The sequence below is a fragment of the Corynebacterium jeikeium genome (genome assembly GCA_003955985.1).
Lineage (GTDB): Bacteria > Actinomycetota > Actinomycetes > Mycobacteriales > Mycobacteriaceae > Corynebacterium > Corynebacterium jeikeium_D.
Genome location: CP033784.1, coordinates 1,972,889 through 1,988,052, shown reverse-complemented (window position 1 = coordinate 1,988,052; position 15,164 = coordinate 1,972,889). Strand labels below are relative to the sequence as shown.

The 15,164-nt window shown below is 57.6% G+C and carries 16 protein-coding genes; 7 read left to right on the top strand and 9 right to left on the bottom strand.

All coding sequences use genetic code 11. The features are described from left to right. Nucleotides 1-81: 81 nt before the first annotated feature. On the bottom strand, nucleotides 82-1,095 hold the full coding sequence (locus tag EGX79_08750) for a protease (GenBank protein ID AYX82264.1): 1,014 nt from the start codon (nucleotides 1,093-1,095) through the stop codon (nucleotides 82-84). A gap of 2 nt (nucleotides 1,096-1,097) precedes the next feature. After that, nucleotides 1,098-2,054, bottom strand: a complete 957-nt coding sequence (locus EGX79_08745) for a DUF418 domain-containing protein (protein ID AYX82263.1) — start codon at nucleotides 2,052-2,054, stop codon at nucleotides 1,098-1,100. A 211-nt stretch (nucleotides 2,055-2,265) separates the two neighbouring features. Between EGX79_08745 and EGX79_08740 the strand changes: the two genes are divergently transcribed. After that, a complete protein-coding gene (locus EGX79_08740; protein ID AYX82262.1) occupies nucleotides 2,266-2,772 on the top strand; it encodes a hypothetical protein in 507 nt (168 codons plus the stop codon). Here EGX79_08740 and EGX79_08735 read toward each other — a convergent pair. Together EGX79_08735 and EGX79_08730 are read right to left on the bottom strand one after the other, a co-directional pair. Then, nucleotides 2,769-3,197 carry a low molecular weight phosphatase family protein gene (locus EGX79_08735; GenBank protein AYX82261.1) on the bottom strand — a complete coding sequence of 143 codons (429 nt, stop codon included), beginning with the start codon at nucleotides 3,195-3,197 and terminating at the stop codon, nucleotides 2,769-2,771. The genes EGX79_08740 and EGX79_08735 overlap by 4 nt on opposite strands. Nucleotides 3,198-3,212: 15 nt before the next feature. After that, a complete protein-coding gene (locus EGX79_08730; protein ID AYX82260.1) occupies nucleotides 3,213-4,280 on the bottom strand; it encodes an ACR3 family arsenite efflux transporter in 1,068 nt (355 codons plus the stop codon). Nucleotides 4,281-4,349: 69 nt separating this feature from the next. On the opposite strand from EGX79_08730, the gene EGX79_08725 reads away from it, so the two are divergent. Continuing rightward, entirely contained in the window at nucleotides 4,350-4,688 is a 339-nt protein-coding gene (locus tag EGX79_08725; GenBank protein AYX82259.1) for a transcriptional regulator, read from the top strand. Nucleotides 4,689-4,730: 42 nt separating this feature from the next. Here the strand turns inward: EGX79_08725 and hisN are convergent, their stop codons facing one another. Both hisN and EGX79_08715 read right to left on the bottom strand, forming a co-directional pair. Continuing rightward, nucleotides 4,731-5,531 carry a histidinol-phosphatase gene (gene hisN / locus EGX79_08720; GenBank protein ID AYX82258.1) on the bottom strand — a complete coding sequence of 267 codons (801 nt, stop codon included), beginning with the start codon at nucleotides 5,529-5,531 and terminating at the stop codon, nucleotides 4,731-4,733. Nucleotides 5,532-5,541: 10 nt separating this feature from the next. Beyond that, complete coding sequence (locus tag EGX79_08715) at nucleotides 5,542-6,426, bottom strand: inositol monophosphatase (protein AYX82257.1); 885 nt, start codon at nucleotides 6,424-6,426, stop codon at nucleotides 5,542-5,544. 47 nt (nucleotides 6,427-6,473) lie between these two features. Here EGX79_08715 and EGX79_08710 point away from each other — a divergent pair, with 47 nt between their 5' ends. Then, nucleotides 6,474-7,586 carry a peptide chain release factor 2 gene (locus tag EGX79_08710; protein AYX82256.1) on the top strand — a complete coding sequence of 371 codons (1,113 nt, stop codon included), beginning with the start codon at nucleotides 6,474-6,476 and terminating at the stop codon, nucleotides 7,584-7,586. A 2-nt stretch (nucleotides 7,587-7,588) separates the two neighbouring features. Here EGX79_08710 and EGX79_08705 read toward each other — a convergent pair whose 3' ends face one another. Next, on the bottom strand, nucleotides 7,589-9,010 hold the full coding sequence (locus EGX79_08705) for an HNH endonuclease (protein ID AYX82255.1): 1,422 nt from the start codon (nucleotides 9,008-9,010) through the stop codon (nucleotides 7,589-7,591). 378 nt (nucleotides 9,011-9,388) lie between these two features. Here EGX79_08705 and ftsE point away from each other — a divergent pair, with 378 nt between their 5' ends. The 4 genes from ftsE (at nucleotide 9,389) to EGX79_08685 (ending at nucleotide 13,246) form a co-directional block, all read left to right on the top strand. After that, nucleotides 9,389-10,078, top strand: coding sequence for a cell division ATP-binding protein FtsE (gene ftsE / locus EGX79_08700; GenBank protein AYX82254.1), 690 nt, complete (start codon nucleotides 9,389-9,391; stop codon nucleotides 10,076-10,078). 48 nt (nucleotides 10,079-10,126) lie between these two features. Continuing rightward, nucleotides 10,127-11,029, top strand: coding sequence for an ABC transporter permease (locus EGX79_08695; GenBank protein AYX82253.1), 903 nt, complete (start codon nucleotides 10,127-10,129; stop codon nucleotides 11,027-11,029). A gap of 83 nt (nucleotides 11,030-11,112) precedes the next feature. After that, the gene (gene ppk2, locus EGX79_08690; GenBank protein AYX82252.1) at nucleotides 11,113-12,018 is read left to right on the top strand and encodes a polyphosphate kinase 2; all 906 of its coding nucleotides are present in this window, start codon (nucleotides 11,113-11,115) and stop codon (nucleotides 12,016-12,018) included. Nucleotides 12,019-12,118: 100 nt separating this feature from the next. Beyond that, the gene (locus EGX79_08685) at nucleotides 12,119-13,246 is read left to right on the top strand and encodes a 3-hydroxyisobutyryl-CoA hydrolase (GenBank protein AYX82251.1); all 1,128 of its coding nucleotides are present in this window, start codon (nucleotides 12,119-12,121) and stop codon (nucleotides 13,244-13,246) included. A gap of 11 nt (nucleotides 13,247-13,257) precedes the next feature. On the opposite strand, the gene EGX79_08680 is transcribed toward EGX79_08685, so the two are convergent. Next, nucleotides 13,258-14,223 (bottom strand): MinD/ParA family protein, encoded by a 966-nt coding sequence (locus tag EGX79_08680; protein ID AYX82250.1) that lies wholly within the window; start codon nucleotides 14,221-14,223, stop codon nucleotides 13,258-13,260. 42 nt (nucleotides 14,224-14,265) lie between these two features. After that, on the bottom strand, nucleotides 14,266-15,069 hold the full coding sequence (locus tag EGX79_08675; protein ID AYX82249.1) for a hypothetical protein: 804 nt from the start codon (nucleotides 15,067-15,069) through the stop codon (nucleotides 14,266-14,268). Between the last annotated feature and the right edge of the window lie 95 nt (nucleotides 15,070-15,164).

Here is a 15,164-nt window from a genome sequence, read left to right as displayed (position 1 = left end):
ATTAAGTTCCTCGCATGCACGATAAAAGCCGCCTACCCAGTACTTTCCGGGGAGGCGGCTTGTGGTTGTGGTTAGACGGTTCTACTGTCGGCCATTCCTAATGCGCGACCAGGCTGCTGCGACAACCAGGCCAACACACGCGATGGCGAGGTAACCCCACATGTGATCGGCGCTGGTCTGAATGGTCTTTGGCGGAGCAGGAGTGTTCTCTGCGGTTAGGACGCTTTCTGTGTCGCGACCAGAGGTGACACCGTCAATCCAGTCGGCGGTGCCTGCGAGGGTAGTGATTGCCGCGCTGGGGGAGGGCAGGTCAGGATCGCCATTGGAAGTTCCGGCGGTAGCAAGCCCGGCGAGCTTTCCATCGACGAAGAATGGTCCGCCGGAGTCGCCGCCCTGCATACCTGCACCGGAGACCGAATGCGCGTCCAGGATGGCGCTTTCGATCATCGGCATCGTGGCAGCGTCGGCTGGGATGCTTTCCGTTCCCGCGGGGATGGACTCGGTTTGGGAGTCATCTGGCTTTACCGCATCCGGCATGACAGCCTCACCCGGAACAGCTTCACCTGGAGCAGCTTCACCAGGCGCAGCCTCACCTGGAGTTCCTTCAGACGGTCCGCCGCCCAGCAGCTCATTGACGACCATCTTGGCCATCGGAAGCTGTCCGGATCGGGCCATCGACGAGCTGCTGCTCCAACCGTAGAGAGTTCCCGTCTGCCCAGGTGTCGGGATATCGCGGGAAACCTTTGCAGGGGTTGCGTCAGTGACCTTCTCGGTCAAGTGAAGTAATCCTGCATCGGACACTGGAGACAGTGCCCAAGAATCGGCATCGTAGACCTTCCCGCCGATGCGGGCCTGGGTCCCTTCGTTGTTTACAGACTCCAGGCAGTGGCGTGCTGTGAGTACCCACTGATCGGCAACCAGCGTTCCGGTGCAGTCACCAAAATTGCCGACTTTGCCAATCTTCAGCGCGGCCACGGAACTGCTTTCAGCATTTGCCGGTGCGGGTTCGCCGTTTTCCAATGCAAGTGCTGGGGCGGAAGATAGAAGCAGGGTGGTGCTAACAAGTGCTGCGATGGAAAAAGATGTTTTCTTCACGGTTATTTCCCTTTCCCAGAAGGAACAATGGCCTTGATTGCGGTGGCAACGAGCTTTTCAGCAGGGCCCTGTCCCACAAACTTCTTCCAGAGACTTGCGATGACGAGGAAGAATACGATGAAACCTGCTGCGGACAACGTGGAATGCAATGCCACATTCTGTTGCCAATAAAACGCGGTGAGAACGTGCAGGATGTAAATAGTCAGTGACATTGTTCCCATGGCCGCGAATGGGTAGACCACGGTCGGGAAACGGTCGCCTACGAACAAGCACAAATGCAGCACAATGGCGGCAACAGCGACGGAGAGAATGATTTCTCCGAAGACACCGGTATGTCCGGTAAAGCGGAGCCAGCCAGCAATCTCGGGATCAAATCGGAAGTACATGCCGACGGCAGTGATAACAACGCTGACAGCGGTAACAATCCAGCTCAACCAAGTATTGGCGCTGGTCTCGGAGGGGGAAGTGCCTTGCAGGCGACCGCGTAGGTAGACGTCGTAAAGCAGCATGCCGCCGATGAAATATGCAATCCACGCCAGTAGCGGATAAATCTGTGGCAGCGTCATGGGCGCGTACTTAATTGTTGCGGCGATAGTTGCGGCGATGAAGAAGCCGACTCGCCACCAGGTTCCGAGCGCTGGCATCCAGGAAACCAGCATCATTACCAGGCCCATGATGACGAGGACCACCTGAATTTCTCCACCCACCGGCAATAGTGCCAGGCCGATGAGAATGATTAGGGCGCCGCGAGTGATCAAGCGCAAGAAGGTAGTGCTGCTGTAATTGCGGCCGATGATCATCATTGTGGCGCCGGCGATAATGGCGAACAGTGATGAGGGTAGGCCAGAGAGCACAACCTTTGTGCTCCAAAGTAGTGAGGCCATATGGACAATGATCATGCCGATGATGGCGAGTGAGCGCGCTATATCGAGCCCCACAATTCGGGTAGGTTTATTCACCCCGGATTTCTCCTTTACTACAACTTATAGGGAGGTGCTCTTTGGTAAAAAGCACTCTCTACAAACGGCGTATTGAAAACGACTTTCTAGTTGTAGCAACCGAACCTGACAATACATTAAGTGACTATGTGTAAATCATGGTGTTTCGTCTGTGTTTTTACTGGGAAACTAGCGCGCTCAAAAAGCTAAGAGGCAGGCGTAACCTGGTGGCATGACATCGATGCTGACGAGTTTCACCTGGGCAGAGGTGCCAGGCGTCTTCCTCGCGTACCTATTAATCATTGCCATCCCCACCGCTCTCGCATGGGTGGGCGCCGCATGGTTGGCCAAAAAATACGGCGAGCGTATCGCATTTGGGCACACGATTTTCGTCTTTGTCGCAGCATTCCTAATCTGCTTTTGTACGCTCGCGTGGACACTTGAGGGCGAATACGACTACTCGCCGTGGCAGGTTTTCTGCAGCGGCTTTGCGATGGTCATCCTCACTGCCTCTGCCATGATGCGCGTGCCCGCCCCAACTCTGAACCTGCTGCCCACCTGGTGGGCTGCCGTCGCCGGCTACGCCCTGTGCTGGAGCATCATTGCCGGCACCGACGACACCACCGGGCTCTGGGCAGTCGGCCTGATGTTCCTGCTCCTCGGTCTCATCGCAGGCGTCGGCGCAGTCGTGTGGCTTACGCTGGCGATAAGGCGGCTTTTGTTGGATTCTGCCGCTTAGGGATTCTTAGTGGAACGGAGTTCGACAGCTAACTCGTCGATACGGCGCTCGAGGTCATCGCGAATCAGGTCCATGCGTTCTTTTCCGTCGATGCCTCGTTTTGAGGGCTCGTCAGTAAGCCAACGCTCGAGTGAGCCTTGAGCGTCCGAGGGGAGCTCTACATGAGCGGCATCGCCGATGATGACAACACGATCTGCAGTCCGGAGAATCGTGGGGGCAATGGGCTTTGGTGATGCACTGTCCATAGAGGCGCCGATTTCTGCAACTGATTTGGCTGCAAGCGCATTGGTAGTAGTTTTGGGGTTCGTTCCTGCTGAAAGGGCGATGAACTGCGTGGCATATTTTGCACGCGCAATGGCCTCGGCCATCTGGGATTTACCGGCATTTGCCACGCAGATGAAAAGTACCTTCGGGATTTCCTTCACTTCAGAACCCTTTTTCTATAGTTTGTCCGGTACGGAAAGGTCATTGGGGAAAAGGCGCGGCCCGAGCCAGCGGGTGACGTAGACAAGTGCAACGAGTACGGGTACTTCAATAAGTGGTCCAATCGTTCCCGCAAGTGCTTGCTGGGACAATGGGCCGAAGGTGCCAATCGCAACCGCAATTGCCAACTCGAAGTTATTTCCGGCGGCCGTAAAGGCAATCGATGCGGAGGTTGCGTAGTTCATGCCCGCGGCCTTGGCCGAAGTGAGAGCGATCGCGAACATGGCGAGGAAGTAGATCACTAGTGGTAGCGCCACTTTCGCAACGGTCCAGGGATTCTCAAGAATCTGCTGTGACTGAAGTGCAAAGAGCAACACGATTGTGTATAGAAGGCCGGCAAGCGCCAATGGTGAGATTTTGGGCAAGTAGTCATTTTCATACCAGTCGCGACCACGGGCGCGTTCACCAACTATGCGTGATGCTGCGCCAGCTAGAAGCGGAATACCGAGGAATACCACTACGGATAGTGCGATTGCCCAAAAAGAAAAGGTGGCGGAAGTGGTTTCCAGTCCCAACCAGGAGGGCAGAATCTGCAGGTAGAACCACCCCAGAGCGCCGAACATGAGAATTTGAAATAGCGAGTTTACGGCCACCAGTACGGCAGCGACTTCAGTATCGCCGCAAGATAGGTCGTTCCAGACCAAAACCATTGCAATGCAGCGGGCGAGACCGACGATAATCACGCCAGTGCGCAGTTCTGGACTATCGCTGAGGAATATCCAGGCAAGGATGAACATCAGTGCGGGGCCGAGAATCCAATTGAGGAAGACTGTGATGCCCATCAGCTTCCTTGATGTCAAAATTTCGCCCGTTTTGTCGTATCGAACCTTTGCGAGCGGTGGGTACATCATGACCAGCAAGCCGATGGCGATTGGTACGGAAATTGTCGCAATTTTTGCCTCTGCCAGCCAGTTCACAAATGATGGTGCAATTTTGCCCAGAATGAGGCCAATTGCCATTGCAGCTGCAATCCATAGCGGCAAGAAGCGATCTAGGAAGCTGAGTGACTTTGTAGTCTGTGTCATAGTTTCCGGTGTAATCAATATATCGATGATTGTCAATATATTTAGGGGGGGCGTGTAGCCTCAACAGGTATGGACGAAATCTCAGAATGCTGTGCACTTGGCGGTCGGCCTCTCGACACGGCGGAAGCGCAAGCTGCGGCAACGCTCTTCAAAGCGCTGGCGCAACCGGCGCGCCTGCAAATTTTGTCTCAGCTCGCTGCCGCTGGCTGTAGTCCGATGACCGTGGGTGAGCTGGCCGCTGTTTCTGGGCTTAGTCAGCCGACGGTGTCGCATCATTTAAAGACCATGGCGGATGCCGGGCTGCTAACTAGGTCTAAGAGTGGACGGGTGGTAACCCATGAGGTACGCCCTGAGGTATTTGCTGAGCTGCGACGTATCCTGGATATCGGTCACGCGGACGGGAGATAGTGAGCCGCTCGTCGCAAATTGCGATAGGTTGGAAAACCCTGTTTACCCGCCCAGGCGCTTGACGACGGCGTCGTGAAGCAACCCATTCGTCGCAACTGCGTCCCCGCCGTGCGGCCCGTTGACACCCGCGAGGGAAGTGAAGCGGCCGCCAGCTTCCTCCACCAGGATCGCAAGCGCTGCCAGGTCCCACAGGGAAACCTCCGGCTCCGCGGCGACATCGACCGCACCCTCGGCTACCAGGCAGTAGGAGAAGAAGTCGCCATAGCCACGCAGTCGCCAGGCGTCATCGGTAAGCCCGATGAAGTTATCGCGTAGGTCGCGCTCAGCCCAGCCGGTGAGCGAAGAGTTGGAAATTGAGCAGTCCGCGATGTCTGCCACCTTCGAGACCTCAATGCGGCGCTCGGTGGCTTCCCGGCCATCGACGTGGGTGCGCTTGAATGCGCCGTCGCCCTCGGATGCCCACCAGCGACGGCCCAGTGCTGGGGCAGAGACTACGCCGACAACCGGCTTGCCGTCCTCCAGCAGGGCAATCAAGGTGGCCCAGACCGGGACATTGCGCACGAAGTTCTTAGTGCCGTCGATGGGGTCGATGACCCACTGGCGCCCCTCAAACACAGCTTCGCCGCCGAATTCTTCGCCGAGAACTTCATCGCTCGGGCGCTTGTCCGACAGAATCTCGCGGAGCAGCTTCTCGCACGCGATATCGGCATCGGAGACCGGAGTCAGGTCGGGCTTGGACTCGACGATTAGATTGGCCGCCTCGAAGCGGGACATCGTGAGGTCGTCGGCTGCGTCGGCAAGCGAGAGTGCGAGGGCGAGATCTTCGGAGTAAGAGGTGGTCATGGCCGAAATTCTAGCGCAGAACCTCACTCAGCTCTGCGACCTGGCCACTCGAGCCCGCAAGCTTCCAGCGCCCCACCGACGTACATTCGCCGCCTGCGCCCGAGATAAGCGCATACCCAGGCAGCCAGTCCCAGGCTGCGACGTCGCGCTGGAACCATACGCCGATGCGGCCGTCGGCAACGCCTGCCATATCCACCGACGCTGAGCCCAGCATGCGCCAGGTAGCGCTGCGGGACACCGCATCCAGCCAGGACTTTGTAGCCGTGGCCTCGGATTCCTCGCTCGAGCTCACCACCGTGGTGTGGAGGTAGGTCGCTGCGCAGACTTCCGAGAGGGGGCGGTCAGTGACCCGGAGGTCATCAACAGTGCCATCGAGGTTGATGCGAGTGGTCGGGAGATTGGGGCCACCAATCCAGCTCTCGCCCGTTGCCGGGCGGTGCACCGCGCCGAGGACGACCTCATCCGGATTGTTCGCATCGCCCATAACCAGCGCCAATGCGCTGCACCAGTAGTCCGAACCAGTGGTGAAGTTGTAGGTGCCATCGACAGGATCGATCACCCACGTGCGACCAGACTGGGACTCCTTCGCTGACCCTTCCTCGCCAAGAATGCCGTCCTCCGGGCGGAGCGCGGCCAAAGCCTCGACGACGAATTTCTCCGCTGCGCGGTCGGCCGCGGTGACGACGTCGGAAATCGATGTCTTGTACTCCGTGACCAGGCCTTCGTCGCGCATACGAGCGGCAATGGTAGCGGCACGCTTCACGATGGCAACCGCAACACTGGTATCCGATGCCACAATCGACTCGGACACTTGGGCGAGAAAGAGTTCTAGGTCCTGGCTGGAATCTTGGTGCGGGTCTTGGCTGGAATCTTGGCTGGCGGTGGATTCAGACATACGTCCTATTGTGCACCGAAACAGGCGGTATAGCTAAGGTAGTACCCGTGAACCCGGATCTGAATGCTGACCTCAAAGAACTCGACGCGACGCTGACCACCATTGAGAAGGTGGTCGATGTCGACGAGCTTTCCGACCGGATCAGGGAGTTGGAAGCCCAGGCCGCCGATCCGTCGCTGTGGGATGACCCCGACCACGCGCAGCAGGTCACCAGTGCACTGTCGCAGGCGCAGGCGAAGAAGAAAAAGATCGACTCGCTGCGCGGGCGCCTCGACGATCTCTCCGTGATGTATGAACTCGCGGAAGAGGAGGGCGACCCCGACGCCGTCGAGATGGCCGATGCCGAACGCGCTGAGCTGCGTGCCGACATCGAATCCCTCGAGGTCACGACGATGCTTTCGGGGCCTTACGACGAGCGCGAGGCGGTCATCAACATCCGCTCCGGTGCCGGTGGCGTGGATGCCGCTGACTGGGCCGAGATGCTCATGCGCATGTACCTGCGCTGGGCCGACAAGCACGGGCATAAGGTCGAGGTTTACGACACGTCCTACGCTGAAGAGGCCGGTATTAAGTCCGCTACTTTCGTCGTCCATGGCGAGTACATGTACGGCACCCTCTCGGTCGAACAGGGCGCGCACCGGCTGGTTCGTATTAGTCCTTTCGACAACCAGGGCCGCCGCCAAACTTCCTTCGCTGAGGTCGAGGTGCTGCCGGTTGTGGAGGAAACGGATCACATCGACATCCCCGAGTCAGATTTGCGTATCGACGTCTACCGCTCCTCCGGCCCAGGTGGGCAGTCGGTGAACACCACGGACTCCGCGGTCCGGCTTACGCACGTCCCGACCGGCATCGTGGTGACTTGCCAGAACGAGAAGTCCCAGCACCAGAACAAGGCATCTGCCATGCGAGTTCTGCAGGCGAAGTTGCTGGAGAAGAAGCGCCAGGAAGAGCGCGCGGAGCTGGATGCTCTCGGCGCAGGCGGCAATGCCTCGTGGGGTAACCAGATGCGCTCCTATGTGCTGCACCCGTACCAGATGGTCAAGGATCTGCGTACCGAATACGAAGTCAACAACCCACAGTCGGTCCTCGACGGTGACCTAGACGGTTTCATCGAGGCCGGTATTCGCTGGCGCATGGCTCAGCAGTCCGAAGGCGAGTAGCGCTAGAAGGGCGGTTCGTCTTCGGGCGCTTCCGGTGCCTCGGGTGTTTCCGGTGTGGTGGGTTCGTCGGCTTCTCCGTTTCTCTCGTTTTTGTTCATTCCCAGTTCTTCGCGAGCCTGATTTGTCAGCTCCTGTGATTCGCGGAGGTTTTCCAACCTCTGCTCGTTGTACTCCTTGAGTGTCTGTGCTTTCTTTGTCTTGCGCAGGTCGAAAGAGTAGCGACCGTGGCCGGCGAGCGGCCCCGACTCTGTGCTGATAAGGGCAGCTCTTTCGGTGCTTTGATCAGTGGCGGAGGTCCAGTACTCCACGCCGTCGATATCGCGCACGACATTCCAAAGACCGGCCGTTTTTAGATTGTGGTGGCGACGGCATAGGCAATGGAGGTTGGGCGTCTCGGTTTGGCCACCTTCGTCGGGATTCTCGTGGTTATACGGCTGAATGTGGTCGATGTCGCACTTCGTCGCATCGACATCGCATCCGGGAAAGCGACAGGTGCCGTCTCTACCTTGGATGTAAGTACGCTGTCGCTCTGTTGGCGAGTACTTTTCCGTTTTCTCGTCCGCTAGTAGCCGGATGCTAGTGACCCGATCGAGCCAGGATTCAGTGGCGATTTTGTTGATCCACCCCAAGCCACCGATCCAGGCTTCTTGGGGCTTGTCTTGAGTGAGTGGGCAGTACAGATTCAACGTGGCGGTGACCTGAGCAGTCCCGTGCAGAAGGTGTGAAAAAGCCTCGACGAAGTCGCAGTCCTGATCAGCGGTAATTTCTTCCAAGACCTTCTGAAACTCAATTGCCCGCTCAGGCATCAGTTCCATGGTGACTTCAGTGAGGTTGTCCTTTAACTCGAACTTTATAGATTCGCCAGCTTTTTGCTCGATGCCTTTTTGAAACGAAGTAATCGGCGGGTCGTACTCATTTTTAGGGCGCAATAGCGGGCTGACTTCATTAATAAATCGCTGAATATTCTGTTGAAGACTCCGAACTCCGCGAAGAACTTCACCATTGACTCTCGGCGTGATCAGTTCGAGGAGATGGTCTTCGAAATATTTCACAGTAGAGGCGTCATCCAAGGGGAGGATGGCTGTGGCAATGACCCGCATGTGGGGAAGCGGTAGCTGTGCGCGTTTGAGCAGAAGCTCTTTCAACCGCGGGAGCCGCTCTAGCTGCATCCCGATATCGATGTACTGGAGTGTTCTCCCGCGCGACATGCCAAGAGCTGGAGCGATTTTGGCGATGTAATCTTCGACATCTTTTGTTGAAGAAGAGGGAACACAAGCAAGGGCAAGCTTCAAGTCAGCTCGATTGCGGTCAATTCCAAGACGTGCTGGTGCTGTTTGAGAAATCTCATGGTGAAAGCGTGGTGCCGTCGCTTCCATTGCCGCAGCGTAAGTGCGTTTGCGTGGTATATGTTCCCCGCTGGCCATTGGTGAATCCCCCTGAAAGATAAGGCCTGGACGTTGAAATGTTGAAATAAGGAAGAGGTAGGGAAAGTATTTTCGACTAACTCTGAGTGTCAATTTTTCAAGCTTGAAGCAGCTCGGCGACGTTATTTGGTGTTTTCAATCCTCGCTTTTAATCTTTCATGGCTCATTTTAATCGAACAGGTAAGCGAAGTAAAGGGGCATTTAAAGATTTTTGGGGAAAATAGTTTCGAACATTGCTACGGCGTGAGCTTTCGTGCGGTCGCATGCTCTGGGGGTTAGTGTTAGCCGCTGCTCGTCCCCGCAATCCCGCCATCCCAGCGCCTAGTTTCGCGCATTCCAGAGTGACTTGAGTGGCTTAAGTGATTAGAGTGTCTATCTATGATCACTTTCGACGGGGTTACCAAGTCCTACTCGACTTCTAGCCGACCAGCTCTCGACGACGTTTCAGTCCACATAGATAAAGGTGAGTTTGTCTTTCTTATTGGACCGTCGGGCTCTGGTAAGTCGACATTCCTGCGCCTTATGGTGCGTGAAGAGAAAGTGGATTCAGGAAAACTGACGGTCGCAGGCCAGGATCTGACCAAGATTTCTCGCCGCAACATTCCGAAATTGCGTCAAAAGGTGGGCTACGTCTTCCAGGACTTCCGCCTGCTGCCAAAGAAGACCGTGTACGAAAATGTCGCGTTCGCATTGCAGGTGATTGGCAAGCCGAAGGCGAAATTCGACAAGGCTGTTCCGGAAACGCTTGAAATGGTCGGACTCTCGGGCAAGGAGAACCGCTACCCGCACGAGTTGTCGGGTGGTGAGCAGCAGCGCGTCGCTATTGCTCGCGCCTTCGTCAACCGCCCGCTCATCCTGCTTGCCGACGAGCCCACCGGCAACCTCGACCCAAGCACTTCCGGTGACATCATGCTCTTGCTTGACCGCATCAATCGCATGGGCACGACGGTTATCGTGTCGACTCACGACAACGATGCCGTGGACTCCATGCGTCGCCGCGTACTGGAGCTGGAACTGGGGCGTCTTGTGCGTGACGACGCCACGGGCGTTTATGGCCTGAATAATTAGTAGATAGTCCATCGGTAGAAGAACTCATTCGAAAGGTATTACTGACCTATGAAGACTCGCTTTGTCCTCGGTGAGGCTTTCTCCTCCTTGGGCCGAAACATTACGATGACCATCGCGATGGTCATTACGACTGCGGTGTCGTTGGCGCTGCTCGCGACTGGCATCCTGGTTACTGAGCAGACCAGCCGTACGAAGGATCTTTATCTCGATCGCGTAGAAGTGCAGATTGAGCTGAATGAACAAATCTCCGCCGAGGACCAAACTTGCTCCTCGCCGGAGTGCGCTGAGGTCGTCGACAAGCTTGAAGAGGCTGATGGCGTTGATTCGGTGACTTTCCGAAATCGTCAGCAGAACTTTGACCACTTCGTGGAGATGTTCAAGGACAGTGACCCCGTGCTCGTGGAAAACGCGACGCCGGAGTCGCTGCCGGCTGTCGTGATGGTGCGCCTGACCGATCCGACAGACGTCAGCCCGCTGGATCCGATTCGGGAGTTGCCACAGGTCGACCACGTCACTGACCAGCATGAAGAGGTCGGAACTGCGGCGCAGAACTTGGATTCGGTGCGAAATGCGACCTTCCTGCTGGCGGCAGTGCAGGCCGTTGCCGCGGTGTTCCTGATTGCGAACATGGTGCAGATTGCGGCGTTCTCGCGTCGTAAGGAAGTTGAGATTATGCGCATGGTCGGTGCCAGCCGATGGTTTACGCAGGCGCCGTTCGTTCTTGAAGCTGTGATTGCGTCGCTGATTGGTGGACTGCTGGCTATCGGCGCGCTGTTCCTGGGTAAGGCGACGGTCATCGATCCTGCGCTGGGCAACCTGTACAAGGCACAGCTCCTGGCGCCGCTGACCAACGGCGATATTGGTGTGGTGGCGCCGATTGTGGTCATTATCGGCATGGTCTTCGCAGGCCTTGTTGCGCAGGTCACGCTGCGTCTTTACTCGCGTGACTAGGGCCCCAATTAGGTTTGCGATTAGACCCCTCGGTTAAACCCGGTGAATAGGGTCAGGGCAGGGTGCCGGGTAAGCTGGGGACTATGAATAATGACGACGTTCAGCGCCCACCGAAGCTCGACAAGAAGGCTTATGAAGCCGAGCTCAAAAAGCTCCAGGCAGAGCTCGTCGAAATGCAGCAGTGGGTGGTAGAAACCGGTGCCCGAATTGTCATCGTGATGGAGGGTCGTGACGCTGCCGGCAAGGGGTCGGCCATTAAGCGCATCACGCAGTACCTGAATCCCCGTACCTGTCGCATTGAGGCTCTGCCGGCTCCGACGAGCCGTGAGCAGGGTCAGTGGTACTTCCAGCGTTATGTCGAAAAGCTGCCAACTGCCGGCGAAATCGTGATTTTCGACCGCTCCTGGTACAACCGCGCCGGCGTTGAGCGCGTCATGGGCTTCTGTACCTCGCAGGAGTACCGTCGCTTCCTGCACCAGGCTCCAATCTTCGAGCGTCTGCTGGTTGAAGACGGCATTATCCTGCGCAAGTACTGGTTCTCCGTGTCGGACGAGGAGCAGGTTGCTCGCTTCAAGTCCCGTCGTGAAGATCCGCTGCGCCGCTGGAAGCTCTCGCCGATGGACCTGGAGTCCATCACTCGCTGGGAGGACTACTCCCGCGCTAAGGATGAGATGTTCATCCACACTGATATCCCGTCCGCACCGTGGTTCACGGTTGAGTCCGAGGACAAGAAGCGCTCGCGTATCAATGTCATCAACCACCTGCTGACCACCATTCCGTACGAGCACATTCAGCGGGATGTTCCGGAAATTCCGGAGCGTCCGGAGTCTGAGGGGAGCTACGAGCGTCCGCCGCGCACGGAGTTCCGCTATGTGCCGGACGTTGCCGCCAATCTCGAGGCTGACCGCGTAAAGGGCGCAGGCAAGTCCGATAAGAAGGGCAAGAAGCACAAGAAGGGCAAAAAGGACAAGAAGAGCAAGAAGAAGTAGCTCCTTAGTCTCAGTGAGGTTCTGGTCGTCAGAACCTTCGCAGCAGAACCTTCCCGTCAGAACCTTTCCCTGGTTAGTTATCTGTGTCACACTGGGTGACATGACTGCTACTGATAACGGTTCTGGCACTGCACGCACCGAGGTCGATGAGCCGAAGGTGCTGCGAGAAGTCCACGGGCGATCTGGTCACCTTCGGCTGAATAGGCCGAAGGCACTTAATTCGCTCGATTTGGATATGGTCACCGAGGTCGTCGAGGGGCTCCGCGCATGGCGTGACGACGACTCGGTGGACCACATTGTTGTTTCATCCGGTCACCCCAAGGCGTTTTGTGCCGGTGGTGATGTGCGCGCAGTTCGGCAGGCTGTGCTCGATGGCGTTCCGGAGCAGGGGGAGGAGTTTTTCCGGGATGAGTACGAGATGAACGCGATGATTGCGGAATTCGCGCAGTCCAAGCCATATATCGCGATTATTGATGGCATCGCTATGGGCGGTGGCCTTGGTGTTTCCATGCACGGCTCCCACCGAATCGTGACCGAGCGTGCCAGCGCTTCCATGCCAGAAATGGCAATCGGCTTTATTCCCGACGTTGGAATTACCCACTTTTCGCAGCATGTGAACACGCGGTTAGGAGGGCCCTCGTCGGCAATCGCGAGGTTTACCGGGCTGACCGGTTACCGCCTAACTGCGGCGGACATGCTGTGGTCTGGATGGGCGACACATGCGGTGCCATCCGCGCAGCTGGACGAGTTTGTTGCGGCTCTGGACCGCGATGGAATTGATTCGGCGCTCGCGGAGTATGCGCTCGATGTGGACTCAGCTGAGGCTCGTGATCTGCTCGGGGATCCGCAGTTGGCCGAGTGGAGCGACTGCATTGAGGCTTGCTTTGGGGCTGATACCTGGGCGGAGATTGAGCGAGCTCTCAACGAAGCCGCTGAGGCGGGCTCTTGTGCATCGTCAACAGTGGAGACTTTTCGCGACCTGCTGGCACCCGCCAACCCGGAAAGTCTCGTAGCGGCCGTGGAACTCTATGCGGCTAACTCGGCCCACGAGGTCACCTTGCAGGAGGCGCTAGACCGGGAGATGAAGCTTGGCGCTTACATGCGTCAGCACCCCAATTTTGCCGAGGGCGTGCGGGCAGTGTTGGTGGATAAGGACCGCGACGCCGCCTTTAAGCCCGCTACCGTGCAGGAAGTTGATGTCGAAGAGATTCGACAGCACCTTCGTTAGCTGGCTATGCGTTAGACAAAGCTGTGGCGGCCAGTCGTCGGCGCGAAATCATCGGCAATCATGGCCGCCAATTCGAGATAACTCTGGGTGGTGGCGGGCTGGAGATTGTCCAGCTCGATATTGGCACCATTCGCGATATGCGGATCGTAGGGGATGACCTGTACTGCGCGGCAGCGCTGGGCAAATAACTCGTGCACGGTCTCTGTGGACAGTCCCTGTTTATTTAGCTCGTTGACCACCACGACAGTGGTAGAGACCAGCCGTTCGAAGCCGTGCGCTGAAAGCCAGTCCAATGTCGTCCAGGCGCTTTTCACGCCGTCCAGTGCAGGCGTGGTGACCAGCACCAGACAATTGGCCGCAGACAGAATCGAAGCGGAGATGGGCTGCGTCAGGCCGGTACCGCAGTCTGTCAGACTCACGTTGTAATGCCGCCGAAGGATGTCGAGGGCCGCGCAGTATTCGCCGTCGGAAAGCGCGATCGTCGATGTCGGATTTTGGTCGCTGCCGACAACCTCCAGCCGCGATGGCGTGTGCGATGTATATGTACGGACCTGCGCGTATTTGTCCGTATCCGGGGCTCGGAGCAGATCGCGAATAGATGCGGGATTGGCTGCGGTGACGCGTGCGCCGAGGGTGCCAAAGTCCGGATTCGCGTCGATCGCGACGATTCGGTCACTGCGCAGGCTTGCAAGCGTGGCGCCCAGGCACATGGTTGTCGACGTCTTGCCAACGCCGCCCTTCACGCTGATAACAGCGATGTTGTAGTCACCGTAGATAGGCTGTCGCACCCGCTCTATCAGCTCGCGTTGCTTGCGTGCCGACGATGATTCCCGCGGTGAAATTGCGCCCCAGGTGGCCTTATGAACCCAGCTGCGCCAGCCCGACTGTGGTGCCTGCCGCGAGTTCAGGCTAGCGGCCAAGTCTGAGACGGAAACTGCGTGATTGACTGCGTGTTTGGTGGAAGCCATAGACTTCATCCCCTCCCCAAAAATCCCCAAAGTATGTCCCCGCCGTCGTTTTTACCACGCAGCCAGGACGACGGCGACTCCAAAGAAGGCATCGAGAATTCCGACCTGTTTCGGAGTCCACGGCCGAGCGCGGCGAGCGCCGGAGATTGGCATGGTAAAAGACCTGATGAGAAGCCCAATTGCGACGATGGGCACACCGATGCTGATGAGGTTCCGGTCGTGGAGGACGAGCCACCCGATGATGGCCACGGCGGTAATGAGAACGTGATACGTGACCGAGCCAATGAGCCACTGGCGGTTGCCGCGCTTGCGAATCATAGTTTTTACATAGGGCACGGTGCCGACGAAATATCCAGCGTAGATAGCCGCAATTGCCCAAGCTTTCGGGGTTGGTCCGGCGATGATAGGCACCATGAGGCTAGCGGCCAGAACGGTGGAGACACCAGAGAGAAGTGAGCGCGGTCGGCGGCGGTAGGTCTCCCAAATAGCGATAGCGGCAAGAGGGGCAATGAGGGCGACCCAGGTGAGGAGGGAAACGTCGGCAAGCAGTGTGATGCAGCCGGCGACGGCAGTGAGCGCGGTGTACGTGGCGGCGGGTGCGAGGTGGCGGCGTTGGCGACGAGAGCGGAGCCAGACGCTCACGGCGAAGAATGCGAAGTAGCCGAGCAGCCAGGTCGCGGTGACGGCAAGGCCTGTCCATGTGGGGGTGAGGGCGAGAGCGGTCAGCGGGGGAATGGTGACCATGAACCAGGCGCCGTGCTGGTCCGGAACCCAGCCAGCGGAGCGCTTGTGATGGGAGCGGCGGGCGGGGCGGGGAGGACGTGGTTGGCGGGGCTTTTGGCTCATATTACGCATTGTAGATGCGTAATTATGTCGGGGCTGTATTAGAACCTCATATTGAAACCTCATTGAATAAAATGCACATGCGCGCAAGGCGACAGTGCTAACGT